Origin of the sequence: Bradyrhizobium tropiciagri, from assembly GCF_018130505.1 — a bacterium.
Taxonomy (GTDB): domain Bacteria; phylum Pseudomonadota; class Alphaproteobacteria; order Rhizobiales; family Xanthobacteraceae; genus Bradyrhizobium; species Bradyrhizobium tropiciagri_B.
This window is the reverse complement of the sequence record NZ_JAFCKH010000008.1, coordinates 169672-185395: the sequence shown is the minus strand read 5'-3', so window position 1 is coordinate 185395 and position 15724 is coordinate 169672. Positions and strand designations below refer to the sequence as shown.

Genomic DNA, 15724 nt, shown 5'->3' with positions numbered 1-15724 from the left:
TGGGTAACCAGTCGGATTCGGTGAGAGCACGGTACCGTGCTTTGGCGAGAGCCGTGGCTTCTTGGCGGATCAAACTGACTTGTTGACGGCTGCGATAATCAAGAGTGCGATGGCGATCACCCAGTAACACAACATGACGAGCTGCCAGGTGCGTCGCTGGTCGAGCAGGCCATGTGGGCTGAGGAAATCTCGCGGGCCGAAGACAGCCAGCAATATCCCCCGGCATGTCATCAGAACGCCGAGGGCGCCTGAGGTGAGCAGCAAGAGGTAGAGATCGAACTCGATGGTGAAGCCGATCGGGTCGCTTGCGTAGGTGGCGAAGCCGGGGCCGCCCAGCGGGGACGTCTTGTGGACTGCCAATCGACCGGTCTGGTACCAGTCGAGCAATCGGATGGTCGACACGTAGAGCAGTGCCCACGTGAAGCAGCCGAACAGGAGCAGGATTCCGAACTTCCGCATGTCGCCTCGTTCAATCCGAGTGCATCATGCGTCTTGCAAATCAATTGCGAGGTAACAAATAGCCTAGAAATTGAAAGAACCGGCCGACCTGACGCTGTCGAGAGGCACCACATGCCTTATATCGTCAGATGCAGCTCGCCGCCCTGGAGCAAGTCATGAACGCGCCGTCCGACACTGATTCCGCCAGCCCGCAGGCCGCCCGCGACGTCGTGCGCTGGCTGACCAACGAGACCCGCGACGAGCGCTTCATCGACAACATCTTTGCCGAGTTGTGCGTGCGGCTGCAGCAGGCCGGCATTCCGGTCAAGCGGGCGACGATGAATCTCCTGATCCATCATCCGCAATGGCTCGGCGCCCGGATCAACTGGTCCAACGGGATGCGCGAGGCGGCGATCACGCGGGTCGACTACGATGTGCAGGAGCGTTCGGAATATATCGGCAGCCCGGTCTACGAAGTCCATCAAGGGGCCGCCGAGGTGCGCGAGCGGCTCGATCAGGATCCGTCGCAGCGCCGCAAGCACGCGCTCTATGACGAGTTGCGCGCGCTGGGCATGACCGACTACGTGGCGTGGCCGCTGTATCACACGCTCGGCAAGCGGCATGCCGTGACCTTCGCCACCGACCGGGCGGGCGGTTTCGACGATGCGCATGTTGCCGCGTTGTCGAGCCTGCTGCCGGTGCTGGCGCTGGTCAGCGAAATCCGGATGAAGAACCGCCTGGCGCGGACGCTGCTGGAAACCTATGTCGGCACACACGCCGGCGAACTGATCCTGGCCGGCGCCACGCGGCGCGGCAGCGGCACGACGGTGCGCGCCGCGATCATGATCTGCGATCTGCGCGACTTCACCCGAATCTCCGACAACTGGCCGCGCGACGACGTCATCGATCTGCTCAACGATTATTTCGATGCGATGTCGGAGCCGATCGTCCGGCACGGCGGCGAGATCCTGAAGTTCATCGGCGACGGGCTGCTCGCGATCTTTCCGCTCAGCGATCCCAAGGCCTGTGCCAACCTGCTCAAGGCCGTGTCCGAAGCGCGCGAGGCGATGGCGGCGCTGAGCGAGAAGAACAGCATGATGGGACGCGCGCCGATGAATTACGGTATCGGCGTCCATGTCGGCGACGTCATGTACGGCAATATCGGCTCGCGCAGCCGGCTCGACTTCACCGTGATCGGTCCCGCGGTCAACATGGCCTCGCGGCTCGAGACGCTCACCAAGCAATTGAAGCGGACGGTGCTGCTGTCGCGCGCCTTCGCCGATTTCGTCGACGGCGAGTTCAAGCTCGAACATGTCGGCGAGCATCCGGTGCGCGGCTTCAGCGAGCCGATCGAGCTGTTCGCGTTCAACGGCTGAAGGGGGCCGGAGCCCGTAGCCCGGATGAGCCAACGGGTCGCGCGAACGCGCGCCCGATGACAGGCTCCACGATATCCGGGGCCGCTCTCTCGATACGGCGAGACCGGCCCCCGCATGTCGCTACGCTCATGCGGGCTACAAAGGCCGATAACGTGTGCTCGCCTCAAGCGGCCTGCAGTGGCCGCGTCATCTCTTCCAGCGTCGGCACCAGTGACGGCGCATCGTAATCCAGCTCGGCCAGCCTGCCGACCAGCTCGCGCAGTCTCGGCGGCAGATCGGCGTAATCGTCGCGCAGCGCGAAGCGCAGCCGCTCGCCGATCTCATCGCAGATCGCGCGCGCGTGTTCGGAGGCGATTGGATGGTGCTCAATCATCGGCGTGCACCGCAGATGAAGACGGCGCGCCGTCGAACTGCATTTCCGCAACCGCGGATCCGGCATACGCGCAGGCGATCAAGGCGAGGATCCGAACGATGTTGAACACAGGCCGCTCCCTTTTTTCTTTCCTCCTGAATAGCAGCAGGATGTTGCCGCGCGCTTAGGGAAACTGGTTCTCGCCGGCTTTAGAGGCGTGGTAAATGCGAGGTGCAGGGCCTATTTAGGAATCGGCAACGCTAATGATGGCGCCGCAGCCGCGCCGGCCATCAACAGGGAGAGCCGATTGACACGCTGGGACGATTGGCGCTGGGCTAGGGGCGATCACGCCAAGATCACGGCCGGCACCGTTGCCGCCATCGTCACGACCGGCATGCTCTTCGTGATCCTGTATGCGTTGATGATCGCAGTCTAGCTGCGCCGAGGCTAGCGCGGAAACAGGCGGTCGCGGATGTAGCGCGAGGTCGGCGTCAGGCGGATGCCGCGCGGCTTCTGCCAGGCGGCGCGGTCGATCTCCTTTTTGTCGCCGATCGCAAGCCGCCCCTTGGCCTGCTTGGCGATGAAGATCGCGTCGCTCATCCGGCGGCCGGACCGCTTGTTCTTCGCCGTGACTTCCTTCCAGAGGCTGAGCCTGCCGAGCTTGAGCTTCGGCAGCTCTTCCTTGATCTCGCGCCGCAGACAGTCCTTGCCGGATTCGCGCGCGCGCCGGCGGCCGCCCGGGAACATCCACAGGCCGTCAGACCGGCGCCGGACCAGAAGAACCTTGCCGCGCTTGGCGGCAACCAATTTCGAAGATCTTGTCATTGCTTGCAGTACATTCAAACAGAATCGGATGACAGTTTAACTTGTCTACTTGGCTAGACAAGTTCAATGCAACGTTGTCCCCGTTGTTCCCGCGTGATGGCTAACGTCGATCGTCGCTGCGGGGTTGCATGAGAGGAACCGTGCGCCGGATAAGAAGCGGCGCGGCGACACTTCGTAATCCCCGAATTGGTCCAGTTGGATTTTCGATAGGCTACGCGCTTCGTCCCGATTGACTTTTTGTTCCTGTTTTGTTCTATTGGACCTCCCATCAACAGGAGGACCGCCATGGACAACCGCATCAGCGAAATTCGCAGGCAGATCAGGGCACTGAGGGTCAGCATGCTGGAGGCGGAGCGCATCATGCGCGAGCAGGTCAACCGCAATGAGGACTGCGCCTTCGTCGCCGGCGACCTTCTGAAGATGCGCGCGGTGATGAGCCGACTCGTCGAGGAGCGGGCCTTGCTCGGCGATACCGCGCCGATCTTCACGGGCACGGCTGTCGCCCCGCGCCGCCGTGCGGCGTCGGTGTTCGTCCGTCCGACGCGGCGTCATCTGGTTGTCGCCGAACAGCTGGCGCGTTGATCCCTCACGCAGACCGCGTCCGGCAAAAAGCCTCGGCCGTCCCGGTCTGACCGGGATGGTCAATCCGGCCGCCGCGACATATCGTGACGCCGACCGTTCATCGCCCGGTCATCTGCTTGCGGCCATCGTCCATCCGCGCCGGACAGCAGCAGACAGCAATGCGCAGGAGGTTTCGGATGTTGAGGGGCAGGCAGCTTGTGACATCGGCGCTCGCCGCCATTGTAGTGGTGGCAGCGTTCGGGACGCAGGCGGATGCCGCGCAATGCGGCAACGGCCCGGGCGGCTTCGAGAACTGGAAGCGGGAGTTCTCCGCGGAGGCGCAGGGCAAGGGCATCAGCGCCACCGGGATCAATGCGCTGATGCAGACGAACTATGCCAGTGCGACGATCGCCGCCGACCGCGGCCAGCACAGCTTTCGCCTGTCGCTCGAGGCATTCATGGCCAAGCGCGGCGCGACCACCATCGTGTCGCGCGGCCGTTCGCTGAAGCAGTCGCAGGCCGCGCTGTTTTCCTCGATCCAGCAGCGCTACGGCGTGCCGCCGGGGCCGCTGATCGCGATCTGGGGCATGGAGACCGGCTTCGGCAGCCAGCGCGGCAACCAGAACATGCTGTCGTCGATCGCGACCCTGGCCTATGACTGCCGCCGTCCGGAGTTCTTCACCGACCAGCTCTACGCCGCGCTGAAGCTGATCGACCGCGGCTCGCTCTCGCCGGGCCAGCGCGGCTCGATGCATGGCGAGGTCGGCCAGACCCAGTTCATGCCGAAGAACATCCTCGCTTACGGAACCGGCAATCTCGATGTCGCCGCCAACGCGCTGAACTCGACGGCGGCGTTCCTGCGCGCCCATGGCTGGCGTGCCGGCGCCGGCTATCAGCCTGGGGAACCCAACTTCGCGGCGATCGAGGCATGGAACGCGGCGCAGGTTTATCAAAAGGCGATCGCCATCATGGGACGGCAGATCGACGGCCTGTGAGCGAGCGAAGCGGGTTCCTTCACCCGGTGTTAACGCGACGGTGCCCAGATCGATTGCTCGCGCAGCGAAGCGCGAGGAGATGGGCCCATGCTCAAGAACGGCACCTATGCGGCGTGGTTCAGGACGCCGCTCGCGAACGGCACCGGCATCGTGCATGTTGCCGACGGCAGGCTGTGGGGCAGCGATGCCATCATGAATTACGATGGCCGGGTCGAATACGACGGCGATCGCTTTTCCGCCGTCCTCACCACAAGGCGACACAGCGACAGCCACGGCACCGTGTTCGGCACCGATGATCTCGTGGTGCGGCTGTCGGGTGTCGCGAGCGGCGCGATCATCACTGCGACCGGCCGTGCCGATGCCGTGCCCGACCTCGCCTTCGAGGTGACGCTGATCCCGAGCCAGGAAGTGTCGGCCGAGCCCGAGCCGCAGGGGCCCGCGCCGAAATTCGACGCGAGCAAGCTGCCGAAGCTGCCGACACGTTCCAGCCGCTAGAGCGGCGATTGCAAGATGATCTATAAGTCGCTGGCGCCCGTCATCTCCTCGAACGGCTTGCCCGGAATGTAGCGCCTGATCGCGCGGATCTCGTACACCGCCGACGGATTGACGCTGCGCAGGTCGCGCGCCGCGGCGATCGCCGCGTCCTCGTCGGCGCAGTCGATCATGTAGAGTCCGAGCAACTGTTCCTTGGTCTCGGCGAACGGGCCGTCGAGCACGGTGCCGCGGCCGGGCCCGCGCAGCGTGCGCGCCTTCTTGGTGTCGCCGAGCCGTGCGGTCGGACCAAGCCGTCCCTTCAGCCGCTGATGGACCCCGAGCAGGCCGGTCATGACGGTGGCGTCCTCTTCCGCGCTCCAGGACTTGACCTCGTCTTCGACATGATAGGCCAGGATGGCATAAAGCATCGACTGCGCTCCTCGTTTTTGATGCGGTTGGCCCGAGGACGTTCCCGCAGTCCCCGAGCCGACATTTGATTCTTGCGGCGGCCGATCGGGCAGGGCGGCCATCGGTCGCAGGCTCCCGACAGCAAAAGACGCGGCGGGATTGCTCCCGCCGCGCCCCGGTTTTGTTGTCTCGCTGGTCCAGGGCTGAGAGCGCCCCGATGCCAGGCTCATAGGTTAAAGCCTAGCGGGCGATCCCAGCGAGGTGACAGCGCTTGAGACAAGACACTAGATCACCTCCTTTCTTTGTTGATGGGACTCATAACATAGGCGCCCGAGGCGCCGTTGTTAAGACCACCCGTCGCGGGCCGGCGAGGGCTTGGGCGAATCGCGTGAAAATCAAGGTGGTTGACAGGGAATGGAACGGGTCCCGGGACAGTTGAGGCGGCCGCCCGGCCGTGTTAGGGGAACGGACGACGCGGGTGTAGCTCAATGGTAGAGCAGCAGCCTTCCAAGCTGAATACGAGGGTTCGATTCCCTTCACCCGCTCCAATACCGACACCGTCAGAATCACCTGGGATTCGAGGTGTCGCCGACGCTCCCGACGGCAACAGATCGCGCTGACATGTCCGGCGAGTCTCGAAAGTCGAAGGCCACCCGCAGCATCGCATGACCCAGACTACCGCCGTTCCTTGGGTTGACGCTTCGCGGGTGATGGAGCGGCTGGCCGGCGCCTGGTCGTTCGACCGCATCATCGAAGGTCAGGCCACGATGCAGGGACGCGCGACCTTCTCGCCGCTGGACACCGAGAGCCTGGCCTATCGCGAGCAGGGTACGCTGCGGCTGCCGAACGGAACCGAACTCCAGGCGGAGCGTGAGTACATTTTCCGAAAGTGCGAGGGCGGATTCGACGTCTTCTTCAAGGAGGAGCCGCCGCGGCTGTTCCACCGGATCTCGCTGCATGGTGCGGCCGAGCTGACCGGAGACGCGAGCCATCTTTGCAATCTCGACACCTACCGTTCGAGCTACAGCTTCTGGCCGGACGGACAATTCACGATCCGCCACGTGGTGTCCGGTCCGCGCAAGGACTATACGATGACGACCGTCTACACACGCATTGAGCCGTAGCATGACGTCATCCCGGATCGAGCTCCGCCGTCTGATGCCCGCCGATGCCGCGCTCTATCGCGAGATCCGGCTCGAGGCGCTGCGCACGAGCCCCGAGGCATTCGCGAGCGCGTTCGAGACGGAGAGTGCCCGGCCGGTCGGTTGGTTCGCGGAGCGGCTGGAGAACGGTGCGGTCGTGCTCGGCGCCTTCGATGGCCGCGAGCTAGTCGGCATTCTCGGTTTCATCATCGGCGACGGGCCGAAGCGGCGTCACAAGGGTACGCTGGTCGGCATGTATGTGCGCGCATCGGGGCGGCGCACCGGTGTCGGCCGCCGGCTGGTTGAGGCCGCGCTCGATCTCGCGGCGCAGTCCGTCGAACTGGTTGATCTCGGCGTGACCGGGGGCAACGAGCCGGCCTATCGGCTGTACCGGAGCATGGGCTTCGTCGAATACGGGGTGGAGCGGCATGCGTTGAAGATCGACGGCCGCTATTACGATGAGATCCTGATGGTGAAGGATTTGCCATGCCCAAAATCGACCTGACAGGCGTGCCGGAGCGCAAGGGCACGGGCTATCCGGCCGAATTCGCCGCCGCATGCGCCGAGCGCGTGCGGCAGCGTCTCGGCGATGCCGGCGGGCTCGGCGACTTCGGCGTCAATCTGATGCGGCTGCCGCCGGGCAACTGGTCGAGCCAGCGCCACTGGCATTCGCACGAGGACGAGTTCGTCTATCTGCTCGCCGGCGAACTGGTGCTGGTCGAGGACGGCGGCGAGACCGTGCTGCGCGCCGGCGATTGCGCGGCGTTTGCTAAAAACTCCGGCAACGGGCATCACCTGATCAACCGGTCGCAGATGACCGCGATCTATCTCGAAGTCGGCTCGCGTTCGCGCGACGACGTCATCACCTGTTCTGATATCGACATGATGAGCCCGAGCTCCGACGGCCGCTTCCTGCACAAGGACGGCAGGCCGTACGAGTAGCGGGACGCAGCACGGACTCAAATCAGGCGTTGCGGAACTGGCGGCGAAGCACCAGATTTGGCCGATGTATTATCGCGGACGCGTCTGATGACCGAGTGGTATTTCGTTTGGATCGACGGCCCGCGCGGGCCTGAGCCGCAGAAATGGTCGGCGGACGGGGCGTGGGGACAGCTCGGCCGGCAGGACGTGATCGTCCGCTTTGCCCTGAACGATGTCGAAGCCGAGCTGCCGCTCGATCAACTCGCCCGGCTGCATCCGATCCCGCGCTGAGCATCACACCACGAGCCGTCCCTCGCGCTCGGCCACGCCGATCTGCGCTTCCGTCCCCGAATTGAACTCGAGCCGGTCGGCCTCGATGCCGTCGGAGAAGATGACGCCGTTCTCCGGCATCAGGGAACGCACGCTGAGCCGCTCGCTGCGGGCGAGGCTGCCGCAGACGAGGTTGACCTCCGAGGTGCGGCTCGGAAACGGCTCGCGCACCGCAAAGCGCAGCGCGTCGGTGTCCCAGGCGCCCGGCAGATAGGGCGGGGCGCCGTTGCCGCCGCCGAAAGCGCCGGCGATCGCCAGCGAGCCGGTGACGATGCTCTTGAACCAGGCGGTCGAGCCGAGCCCGGTCGCGACGATCAGGCCGCTGGAAGATTGCCGCTCCTTCTGTTCGGCGAGCGCGAGCTCATAGACTGCCGAGACGTGGGTGCGCGCGCCGATAAAGAGCTCGTTGACGGCGTAGAGCACCTGGCCGTTGGTGAGCTCGGCCTTCGCCATGGTCACCGCCTTGTGGTCGCGCTGATCGGCGGCGACGTCGCGCAAGAGGGCAGGGAGCTCGCTCGGCACGAAGGGCAGCAGGATGCCGTCATAGCGCATGGCGTCCGGGTTGAGCCCGATCAGCGGATGGCCATCGAGATATTTCATCGTGTTGGCGACCACGCCGTCCTGGCCGAGCGCCACCACGATGTCGGAGGGGCCGAAGATGAAGTTCGGCAGAAAACTCCGGTCGATGATCTGGTAGCGGCCCCATTGCTCCAGCGCCTGCACGGTGATTTGGCGCTGGGCCTGGTAGACGTCGTGCTCGCGCTGGTAGTCGGAGAAGTCGGCGCCGAGATGCTCGACATAGAAGCGCGCCTGCGCCGCCGTCAGATACTTCGCGATCAGCTCCTCGAGCCGCGTCTTGCGGGTGACGAGGATGATCTTGCGATCATTGTCGGCGGGCACGGTTGGCCTCCACGGCGGCGGGCTTGTCGAGCAGCGTGTTGAGCAGATCCGGCGAGACGTTGAGCTGGCCGATCTTCTCGGCCTTTTCTGCGATGCCGCTGAAGGCCTGCGCGATCAACTGGCCGGGCTGCATGCCGGCGGAGGCCAGCGCCTGGACCACGCGGGTATCGACGCCCTCGAAGATCTTCATCAGCGCGCCGACCCGATAGGCCTCGGCATCGGCCAGCGTGCGGGTGTTCTCGGCGTTGAGGCCGACGAAGTCCTTGCGCTTGCTCTCCAGCGTGATGTCGGAGACCATGCCGGCCTCGCGCAGCTCGGCCTGCTTGGCCGCAACGCTGGCCTCCGCATCCATCTGCGTCTCGCGGATCGAGCGCTTCTTCTGCTCGACCGCGATCTCGGTGTCGAGCTCGCTCTCGCGGATGGCGCGTTCCTGCTCCACCGCGAAGTTGCGGCGGGCGAAGATCGCTTCGTCCGCGCTCTTGAGGATCGCCTCGCGGGCTTCGGCTTCCAGCGCCTTGGCGGTATCGGGCGTCGGCTTCACCGCGCGGATCGAGACGCCGAGGATTTCGAGGCCGAGCGCTGCGATATCGGCGCGGCCGCGCAGGCCGCTCTCGATCAGCGCGGCGATGCGGTCGGAGGCCTGCAGCGCTTCCTTCAACGTCAGCTCCTTCACCGCCTGCTGCGCCAGCACCTCGACCGTGGCGAGGATCCGCTGCGGCAGCTTTTCGGGATCGTCGGATTCGTAGGTCTTGCCGTCGCGCTTCAGGGTGAAGTTCAGCATCGCGGCGGCCTTCTGCGGCTCGCCGATCCGGTAGGTGACCTGGCCCTGGATGGTCAGGGCCTGAAAGTCCCGCGCGATCTGCTGGAAGATGAAGGCGGCGTCGCGGCTGCCGATCGGCACCGCGACCAGCGAGGTGACCGGCGCGTAGTAGAAGCCGGACAGGCCGGCGCCCTGCCGGGTCACCGCGCCGCCGCGGAATTTCATCAGATAGGTGGTCGGCTGGGCCTTGATGAAGCGGAGACCGAACATGGCGTGTACTCCTACGTAAGTTGTTCTGAGCAACTAAGTTAGTTGGACTGTACAACTAAGCATGCTATTGTCAAGCCGAGCAGAGAAAAGGTTCACGCCGGGGAAGGGGAGCGGTAAATCATGTCCGACAGAGCGGGGCTCGACTTCCCGAGGCCGTTGACGACGGTCGACGTCGTCATCTTTGCCATCAAATCAGACGCGCTCCAGGTCTTGCTGGTGCAACGGCCGGATACGGAAAGCGAGCCGTTTCCAGGCGCTTGGGCCTTGCCCGGCGGCTTCGTCGACATCGCCGGCGATCGCGATCTCGAGGCCTGCGCGGTGCGCAAGCTGAAGGACAAGACCGGCGTGGTCAGCCCCTATCTCGAGCAGCTCGGCAGCTGGGGCAGCGCCGCGCGGGACCCGCGCGGCTGGTCTGCCACCCATGCCTATTTCGCGCTGCTTGGCGAACATGCTGCCGGCGGCGCGCTCGCCGCGGATGCGCAGTGGTTCACGATCGGCGGCGAGAAGGTGAAGCCGAAACTTGCCTTCGACCACGCCGAGATCCTGCAGGCGGCGATCCAGCGGCTGCGCGCCAAGGTCGAATACACTTCGCTGCCGGCCTATCTGATGCCGCCGGAATTCACGCTGCCGGAATTGCAGCGCAGCTTCGAGATCGTGCTGGGCCGCCCACTGGAAAAGAGCGCGTTCCGCACCCGCATGCTCACCGCCGACCTGATCGAGCCGATCGCAAAGATGCGCAAGGGACCGAACCGCCCGGCGCAGCTCTACCGGCTGAAGAAGGCAAAGGCCCCGGTGTTCTTCGCGCGCACGTTCAATCCGCCGGAGTGACTGAGGCGGCCGGCGTCGCGCAAAGCATTATTGCAGGGAACCAGGCCTTCATTGCGACGAGGTTTGCCGTGCCTGGCCGAGCGGAAGGAGTGCCAGAGGCGCCAGTGGTCCGACCAGCATGGCGATCCAGAACCAGGTCCGGGCTGATCTTCCGCGCGTGCGAGCCACTCCGTCGCAAGCGGGATCGAAGCGAGCGATACGATCACGATAATCCACGACATGCGACCAACTCCAGCTTCGCGACAAGAATAGCACGAAGCAGACGTCGATGCTCGATCTCGCCGAAATGTGAGGCTTGCCTCGGCACGTGGCCTCGTCACCCCGGGAGGTCGAGGCCGGGCGTTGCGGCATCGCTCTCGGGAAAACGAAAGAATTCAGCGCTCGATCCGTCGCTGGCGCCGCTGGCCTTCCTCTTCGCGATGGCGAAGCTGCAGGCGGTCCACGAACACCTCGGCGGCATTGCGGATGTGCTCGCGGCTTAAGCGTTCGGCGGCGTCGCCGTCGCCGGCGATGACGGCGTCGAGAATTCCGGCGTGCTCGTCCCAGATGTTGTCGGGCATCTTCAGATCGCCGCGCAGCACTTCGCCCATGATCCGCCGCAGATACGGCCAGTGCGGCTCCGTGGTCTCGCCGATCAGCGGGTTGCGGGACAGCTCGCACAGGAAGCCGTGAAACTTCATATCGGCTTCGATCTGGGCGTTCAGCACGCCGCTGGCGATGGCGGCGCGCCCTGCGGCGAGATAGGCCGGACCTTCCGCCGCTGCGCGCCTGGCGCCGTGGTCGGCCGCCATGCGGGCGGCGAGACCGTCGAGCATCGCCCTGATCTCGTAGAGGTTGCGTGCATACTCGACGTCGAGCGGCGGCACGACCAGACCGCGCCCCGGCGCCTCGCGTACCAGGCCGCGGGTTTTCAGCAGCAGCAGCGCCTGCTGCACCGGATGGCGCGACACGCCATAGGCCTGCGCGAGTTCATCCTGAATCAGCCGCGTGTTCGCCGGCAGGTGGCCGTCGACGATCTCGGAGATGACGGTCTCGACGACCCGGTCGACCAGGGTCGGCTGTGCAGGGATGGTGCGCATGCGCTCTCCAGAATCCGGGGTGAAACGTACCATTTCGGCCCTTAAAAGACGATTGCCCGGTGTTCGAATTCAGTATATGAATTCTGAATTCAAAAGCGAGGGTGCCCAAAGCAGCCCCGATCGGGAGGAACGTGCGGTGACGGGTGAACCCGTGGTGCGCAGCGTGGATCGGTGGTCGGGCTCCGGCGACTTGTGCGCCGGCTTGGCCTTGGCGCATTGGTCGGCAGGTGCCGTCGCTGCACTTGGCGGCACGCTGCGTTGGTCGATGTCAGCTCTGCGGAGGCCGGCATGAGCGCCGCACTGCGCAGTCCCGGGCAAATGCTGTCGGTCCACGCCAGGCTCCGACCCGATCAGGTCGGCATTCGCGATCTCGATCGCTCACTCACATTCAGGCAATGGAATGCGCGCGCCTGCCGGCTGGCGCATGCGCTGTGCGCGCTCGGGCTGCAGAAGGGCGATCGCGTCGCGGTGCTCGCCTACAATTGCATCGAGTGGGGCGAGATCTATGCGGCCACCGCCAAGGCCGGGCTGGTCGCGGTGCCGATCAACTTCCGCCTGGTCGGGCGCGAGATCCGCTTCATCGCCGAGGATGCCGGCATCGCCGCGCTGATCGTGCAGCACGATCTGGTCGGTGTGGTCGAGGAAATCCGCGACCAGCTTCCGCTGGTCCGCGATCGCTTCATCCTGTTCGGCACCGAGACGCCGCGCGCCGGATTTCGTCTCTATGAGACGTTGCTCGCGGACGCGAGCGACGTTGAGCCGGCCGAAACCGTTGCGCCCGGCGATCCCTGGACGCTGATGTACACCTCGGGCACCACGGGCAATCCCAAGGGCGTGGTGCGCAATCATCTCGGCGCCGCGCAACTGTCGCTGGTCACCAGCGTCGAGCTCGGCATCCGCGCCAACGACACCGCCTTGCTGGCGATGCCGATGTGCCACGCCAACTCGCTGTATTTCTTCGGGGCGTTCAGCTACTGCGGCGCGGCCTGCACGATCTATTCGCGCAAGGCGTTCGATCCGGAGAATTTCCTGCGCGTGCTCGCCGACGGCGGCGCGACGTTCACCTCGCTGGTGCCGACGCACTACATCATGATGCTCGGCCTCGGCGAGGCGGTTCGCGCGTCCTGCGATCTGACGCGCGTGACGCGGCTGATGATCTCCTCGGCGCCGGCGCGGCCCGACACCAAGCGCGCCGTGATGGAGATGTTCCCGAATTCCGGCCTGTTCGAGCTGTACGGCGCCACCGAAACCGGTTGGGTGACGATGCTGCATCCCGACGAGCAGTTCAGCCATCTCGGCTCGGTCGGCCGCGAATGCGTCGGCTCGGCGCCGATCCGCATTCTGGACGAGGCAGGACAAGAGGTGCCCGATGGCGAGGCGGGCGAGCTCTACTCCTGCACGCCCTATACGTTCGACGGTTACTGGCGCCTTCCCGACAAGACGCGCGCCGCGTTCCGCGGCGACTACTGCACCGTCGGCGACATGGCGCGCCGCGACGAGGAAGGCTTTATCCGTCTCGTCGACCGCAAGAGCAACATGATCATCTCGGGCGGCGAGAACATCTATCCGTCGGAGGTCGAGACGCTGGTCGGCTCGCATCCGATGGTGAAGGACGTCGCGGTGATCGGCCTGCCCGACGAGAAGTGGGGCGAACGCGTCCATGCCGTCGTCGTGCCGCATGACGGCGCGGCGCTCGACGAAGCGGCGCTGCAGGACTGGGTGCGCACGCGCATCGCCGGCTACAAATGCCCGAAATCCTACGCCTTCATCCTGGAAGCCGAGATGCCGCGTAACGCGACGGGCAAGGTGCTGCATCGCGAACTGCGCGTGCGGTTCGGCGGTGCCGCTGGAGCAAAGCCATGAAACTATCGCCTGACAGTGTCGCCTCCCTGATTGCCCAGGTGCTGAAACGGCGCGGCGTGCAGCGGGTCTATGCGCTGTGCGGCGGCCACATCATGCCGATCTGGATGCGGCTCGATGCCGAAGGCATCCGTATCATCGACGTCCGCGACGAGCGCGCCGCCGTGCACATGGCGCAGGCCGAGGCGGAGCTGACCGGCGGTCTCGGCGTCGCACTGGTGACCGCGGGGCCCGGGCTCACCAATGCCATCACCGGTATCGCCAACGCGCATGTCTCGCGCGCGCCGGTGCTGGTGATCTCAGGCACCAGCCCGCGGCCGCAGGAAAATCGCGGCGGCTTGCAGGATCTCGATCAGGCGAGCCTGGTGCGCGGCATCACGCGCTATGCGCGCACGGTGCGCGAGCCGGCGCTCGCGCTCGCCGAACTCGACGAGGCGATCTCGCGCGCGTTCGGCGAGGGCGGCGAGCCGGGACCGTGCTACATCGACTTCCCGACCGACACGCTGCGCGCGGAGGTGCCGAAAGCGTTGCAGCTCGACGAACATCTGCGCCCGAAGCTGCCGGCCGTGATGGCGCCGGCTGCCGAGCGGGTGGCGGCCGCTGTGGACCTGCTGTGGTCGGCGCGGCGCGTGCTGGTGATCTCCGGCCGCGGCGCGCGCAACGCCGGGCCCGAATTGACCGCGCTGCTCGATCGTCTCGGCGCGGTCTATCTCGACACCGGCGAGAGCCGCGGCGTGGTGGCCGACGACCATCCGTCGATCGTCGCCGCGATGCGCGGCGCGGTGATGGGCGATGCCGACGTCGTCGTGACGGTGGGCCGCCGGCTCGATTTCCAGCTCGCGTTCGGTTCGCCCGCGATCTTCCGTGACGCGCGCTTCGTGCGGATCGGCGATACGGCGGGCGAAGTCAGGGACAACCGGCGCGGCGAGGTCGAACTGTTCGGCTCGGTCGCGGAGTCGCTGCGCGCCATGCTGGCGTTGGCCGGCAACCGTCCCTCGCAGGTCGATGCCGCGTGGGTGGCGCGGCTACGCGGCGATCATCTCGCGCGCGCCGTCAAGCTGCGCCAGACGATGGAGACCGCGGCGCCGGGCTCCGACGGAAAGCTGCATCCGAACCGCGTGCTCGCCGCGCTGCAGGCGGCGGTCGGGCCCGATGCCGTCGTCATCACCGACGGTGGCGATTTTCTCAGCTTTGCGCGCGTTGCTCTCAATGCGCGCACGATGCTCGATCCGGGGCCGTTCGGCTGCATCGGCATCGGCGTGCCCTATGGCATCGCCGCAAGCCTCGTGCATCCGGACCGGCCGGTGCTGGTCGCGACGGGCGACGGCGCGTTCGGCTTCAACGCCATCGAGATTGATACCGCCGTGCGTCACAAGGCGCCGGTGCTGATCGTCGTCGCCAACAACGGCGCCTGGCAGATCGAGGTTCACGATCAGAAGGTGACGCATGGCAAGGTGGTGGGGACGCGTCTGCAGGACTGCGATCACGCTGCGATGGCGCGAAGCTTCGGCATGCATGCCGAGCGCGTCGAGACCGAAGAGCAGCTCGCCCCGGCGATCGCGCGGGCGCTCGCCAACCGTCCGGCGCTGCTCGACATGGTTGTGACACCTGAGGCTATATCCTCTGACGCGAAGAGCGGTTTGGCGTGGGTTCCAGACTTGCAGCCGCTCGAGGCGTGGGACAATGCTGAACGGTCATGGAGGGAGAAAGCCTGATGCCGTTCAGCGAAGTGATCGTCGAAGCGAAAATTCGCATCGCAACATGCGTGAGATGGATTGCGTTGCCATCGTTCTGCCTTGTCGGCGCGTTCGGAGTAATTGATCGTGCTGCGGCGACCGAGTCACTGCAGATCGTGAATGCGCACGTGACGGCGGTCGACAAAGAAGGTGGGGACCTTCCCTTGACGATGACGATCAAGAACGACGCTGACAGCGCGGATGCGCTGCTGCGCGTGCGCTGTCCGGTAGCAAATTTTTCTGAACGTCACATCGTTGACCGCGGTGAGGGCGCACCAGCCATGCGATCAATTCCGAACATTCCGATTCCAGCCAAGGGTACGCTGGAGCTGAAGCGTGACGGCTACCACGTGATGCTGCTGCAGATGCGCCAGGTGCTCGCAGCGGGCGACACGTTCAAATGCGCGATCGTCTTTCAGAAGGCAGGCACGATCGAGACGGAGGTGCAGGTCCAGAAGTGACCGGGAAT

General features: G+C 65.4%; 20 protein-coding genes and 1 tRNA gene. 14 read left to right on the top strand and 7 right to left on the bottom strand.

Translation table 11 applies throughout. The annotated features are described in order from the left end of the window. Positions 1 to 69 precede the first annotated feature (69 nt). The gene (locus JQ633_RS21305) at positions 70 to 459 is read right to left on the bottom strand and encodes a hypothetical protein (RefSeq protein WP_211987035.1); all 390 of its coding nucleotides are present in this window, start codon (positions 457 to 459) and stop codon (positions 70 to 72) included. 155 nt (positions 460 to 614) lie between these two features. Here JQ633_RS21305 and JQ633_RS21300 point away from each other — a divergent pair, with 155 nt between their 5' ends. Continuing rightward, positions 615 to 1814, top strand: a complete 1200-nt coding sequence (locus JQ633_RS21300; RefSeq protein WP_211987034.1) for an adenylate/guanylate cyclase domain-containing protein — start codon at positions 615 to 617, stop codon at positions 1812 to 1814. Between the two features lie 163 nt (positions 1815 to 1977). Here the strand turns inward: JQ633_RS21300 and JQ633_RS21295 are convergent, their stop codons facing one another. Next, a complete protein-coding gene (locus JQ633_RS21295) occupies positions 1978 to 2187 on the bottom strand; it encodes a hypothetical protein (protein ID WP_211987033.1) in 210 nt (69 codons plus the stop codon). Between the two features lie 286 nt (positions 2188 to 2473). Here JQ633_RS21295 and JQ633_RS35445 point away from each other — a divergent pair, with 286 nt between their 5' ends. Continuing rightward, the gene (locus JQ633_RS35445; protein WP_283812798.1) at positions 2474 to 2602 is read left to right on the top strand and encodes a hypothetical protein; all 129 of its coding nucleotides are present in this window, start codon (positions 2474 to 2476) and stop codon (positions 2600 to 2602) included. Positions 2603 to 2613: 11 nt separating this feature from the next. Here the strand turns inward: JQ633_RS35445 and JQ633_RS21290 are convergent, their stop codons facing one another. Continuing rightward, positions 2614 to 2991: an NUDIX hydrolase gene (locus JQ633_RS21290; protein ID WP_211987032.1), complete on the bottom strand. Its 378-nt coding sequence runs from the start codon at positions 2989 to 2991 to the stop codon at positions 2614 to 2616. A 285-nt stretch (positions 2992 to 3276) separates the two neighbouring features. On the opposite strand from JQ633_RS21290, the gene JQ633_RS21285 reads away from it, so the two are divergent. From JQ633_RS21285 to JQ633_RS21275, 3 genes are all read left to right on the top strand, one after another. After that, complete coding sequence (locus JQ633_RS21285; RefSeq protein WP_211987031.1) at positions 3277 to 3573, top strand: hypothetical protein; 297 nt, start codon at positions 3277 to 3279, stop codon at positions 3571 to 3573. A gap of 176 nt (positions 3574 to 3749) precedes the next feature. Continuing rightward, the gene (locus JQ633_RS21280) at positions 3750 to 4547 is read left to right on the top strand and encodes a lytic murein transglycosylase (protein ID WP_211987030.1); all 798 of its coding nucleotides are present in this window, start codon (positions 3750 to 3752) and stop codon (positions 4545 to 4547) included. A gap of 87 nt (positions 4548 to 4634) precedes the next feature. After that, positions 4635 to 5042, top strand: a complete 408-nt coding sequence (locus JQ633_RS21275; RefSeq protein WP_211987029.1) for a hypothetical protein — start codon at positions 4635 to 4637, stop codon at positions 5040 to 5042. 20 nt (positions 5043 to 5062) lie between these two features. On the opposite strand, the gene JQ633_RS21270 is transcribed toward JQ633_RS21275, so the two are convergent. Then, positions 5063 to 5449, bottom strand: a complete 387-nt coding sequence (locus tag JQ633_RS21270; protein ID WP_211987028.1) for a YciI family protein — start codon at positions 5447 to 5449, stop codon at positions 5063 to 5065. Between the two features lie 454 nt (positions 5450 to 5903). Here JQ633_RS21270 and JQ633_RS21265 point away from each other — a divergent pair. From JQ633_RS21265 to JQ633_RS21245, 5 genes are all read left to right on the top strand, one after another. After that, positions 5904 to 5977, top strand: a tRNA-Gly gene (locus JQ633_RS21265). 117 nt (positions 5978 to 6094) lie between these two features. Then, positions 6095 to 6553 carry a DUF6314 family protein gene (locus tag JQ633_RS21260; RefSeq protein ID WP_211987027.1) on the top strand — a complete coding sequence of 153 codons (459 nt, stop codon included), beginning with the start codon at positions 6095 to 6097 and terminating at the stop codon, positions 6551 to 6553. Between the two features lies 1 nt (position 6554). Further along, entirely contained in the window at positions 6555 to 7076 is a 522-nt protein-coding gene (locus tag JQ633_RS21255) for a GNAT family N-acetyltransferase (protein WP_211987026.1), read from the top strand. After that, on the top strand, positions 7058 to 7513 hold the full coding sequence (locus tag JQ633_RS21250) for a cupin domain-containing protein (RefSeq protein ID WP_211987025.1): 456 nt from the start codon (positions 7058 to 7060) through the stop codon (positions 7511 to 7513). The genes JQ633_RS21255 and JQ633_RS21250 overlap by 19 nt, the downstream gene beginning before the upstream one ends. An 87-nt stretch (positions 7514 to 7600) precedes the next feature. Then, positions 7601 to 7783, top strand: coding sequence for a hypothetical protein (locus tag JQ633_RS21245; RefSeq protein ID WP_211987024.1), 183 nt, complete (start codon positions 7601 to 7603; stop codon positions 7781 to 7783). 3 nt (positions 7784 to 7786) lie between these two features. Here JQ633_RS21245 and JQ633_RS21240 read toward each other — a convergent pair whose 3' ends face one another. Further along, on the bottom strand, positions 7787 to 8722 hold the full coding sequence (locus tag JQ633_RS21240; protein WP_211987023.1) for a sugar kinase: 936 nt from the start codon (positions 8720 to 8722) through the stop codon (positions 7787 to 7789). Beyond that, on the bottom strand, positions 8706 to 9752 hold the full coding sequence (locus JQ633_RS21235; protein WP_211987022.1) for an SPFH domain-containing protein: 1047 nt from the start codon (positions 9750 to 9752) through the stop codon (positions 8706 to 8708). Before JQ633_RS21235 ends, JQ633_RS21240 begins: the two co-directional genes overlap by 17 nt. Before the next feature lie 120 nt (positions 9753 to 9872). Here JQ633_RS21235 and JQ633_RS21230 point away from each other — a divergent pair, with 120 nt between their 5' ends. Continuing rightward, complete coding sequence (locus JQ633_RS21230; protein WP_211987021.1) at positions 9873 to 10580, top strand: NUDIX hydrolase; 708 nt, start codon at positions 9873 to 9875, stop codon at positions 10578 to 10580. Between the two features lie 374 nt (positions 10581 to 10954). Here JQ633_RS21230 and JQ633_RS21225 read toward each other — a convergent pair whose 3' ends face one another. Beyond that, on the bottom strand, positions 10955 to 11659 hold the full coding sequence (locus JQ633_RS21225; protein WP_211987020.1) for a GntR family transcriptional regulator: 705 nt from the start codon (positions 11657 to 11659) through the stop codon (positions 10955 to 10957). Between the two features lie 288 nt (positions 11660 to 11947). Between JQ633_RS21225 and JQ633_RS21220 the strand changes: the two genes are divergently transcribed. From JQ633_RS21220 to JQ633_RS21210, 3 genes are read left to right on the top strand one after another with little or no spacing between them, the layout of a single operon-like run. Then, positions 11948 to 13522 (top strand): class I adenylate-forming enzyme family protein, encoded by a 1575-nt coding sequence (locus JQ633_RS21220; RefSeq protein WP_211987019.1) that lies wholly within the window; start codon positions 11948 to 11950, stop codon positions 13520 to 13522. Continuing rightward, on the top strand, positions 13519 to 15234 hold the full coding sequence (locus tag JQ633_RS21215) for a thiamine pyrophosphate-binding protein (protein ID WP_211987018.1): 1716 nt from the start codon (positions 13519 to 13521) through the stop codon (positions 15232 to 15234). Before JQ633_RS21220 ends, JQ633_RS21215 begins: the two co-directional genes overlap by 4 nt. Next, on the top strand, positions 15234 to 15716 hold the full coding sequence (locus JQ633_RS21210) for a copper chaperone PCu(A)C (RefSeq protein WP_211987017.1): 483 nt from the start codon (positions 15234 to 15236) through the stop codon (positions 15714 to 15716). The genes JQ633_RS21215 and JQ633_RS21210 overlap by 1 nt, the downstream gene beginning before the upstream one ends. The last annotated feature ends 8 nt before the right edge of the window (positions 15717 to 15724 follow it).

Excerpts from the sequence above, each read along its gene's own strand:
- JQ633_RS21270 (WP_211987028.1), bottom strand. The coding sequence starts at position 5,449 with ATGCTTTATGCCATCCTGGCCTATCATGTCGAAGACGAGGTCAAGTCC.
- JQ633_RS21275 (WP_211987029.1), top strand. The coding sequence starts at position 4,635 with ATGCTCAAGAACGGCACCTATGCGGCGTGGTTCAGGACGCCGCTCGCG.
- JQ633_RS21235 (WP_211987022.1), bottom strand. The coding sequence starts at position 9,752 with ATGTTCGGTCTCCGCTTCATCAAGGCCCAGCCGACCACCTATCTGATG.
- JQ633_RS21210 (WP_211987017.1), top strand. The coding sequence starts at position 15,234 with ATGCCGTTCAGCGAAGTGATCGTCGAAGCGAAAATTCGCATCGCAACA.
- JQ633_RS21250 (WP_211987025.1), top strand. The coding sequence starts at position 7,058 with ATGCCCAAAATCGACCTGACAGGCGTGCCGGAGCGCAAGGGCACGGGC.
- JQ633_RS21215 (WP_211987018.1), top strand. The coding sequence starts at position 13,519 with ATGAAACTATCGCCTGACAGTGTCGCCTCCCTGATTGCCCAGGTGCTG.
- JQ633_RS21225 (WP_211987020.1), bottom strand. The coding sequence starts at position 11,659 with ATGCGCACCATCCCTGCACAGCCGACCCTGGTCGACCGGGTCGTCGAG.
- JQ633_RS21305 (WP_211987035.1), bottom strand. The coding sequence starts at position 459 with ATGCGGAAGTTCGGAATCCTGCTCCTGTTCGGCTGCTTCACGTGGGCA.
- JQ633_RS21220 (WP_211987019.1), top strand. The coding sequence starts at position 11,948 with ATGAGCGCCGCACTGCGCAGTCCCGGGCAAATGCTGTCGGTCCACGCC.
- JQ633_RS21280 (WP_211987030.1), top strand. The coding sequence starts at position 3,750 with ATGTTGAGGGGCAGGCAGCTTGTGACATCGGCGCTCGCCGCCATTGTA.
- JQ633_RS21290 (WP_211987032.1), bottom strand. The coding sequence starts at position 2,991 with ATGACAAGATCTTCGAAATTGGTTGCCGCCAAGCGCGGCAAGGTTCTT.
- JQ633_RS21295 (WP_211987033.1), bottom strand. The coding sequence starts at position 2,187 with ATGATTGAGCACCATCCAATCGCCTCCGAACACGCGCGCGCGATCTGC.
- JQ633_RS21245 (WP_211987024.1), top strand. The coding sequence starts at position 7,601 with ATGACCGAGTGGTATTTCGTTTGGATCGACGGCCCGCGCGGGCCTGAG.
- JQ633_RS21300 (WP_211987034.1), top strand. The coding sequence starts at position 615 with ATGAACGCGCCGTCCGACACTGATTCCGCCAGCCCGCAGGCCGCCCGC.
- JQ633_RS21255 (WP_211987026.1), top strand. The coding sequence starts at position 6,555 with ATGACGTCATCCCGGATCGAGCTCCGCCGTCTGATGCCCGCCGATGCC.
- JQ633_RS21260 (WP_211987027.1), top strand. The coding sequence starts at position 6,095 with ATGACCCAGACTACCGCCGTTCCTTGGGTTGACGCTTCGCGGGTGATG.
- JQ633_RS21285 (WP_211987031.1), top strand. The coding sequence starts at position 3,277 with ATGGACAACCGCATCAGCGAAATTCGCAGGCAGATCAGGGCACTGAGG.
- JQ633_RS21230 (WP_211987021.1), top strand. The coding sequence starts at position 9,873 with ATGTCCGACAGAGCGGGGCTCGACTTCCCGAGGCCGTTGACGACGGTC.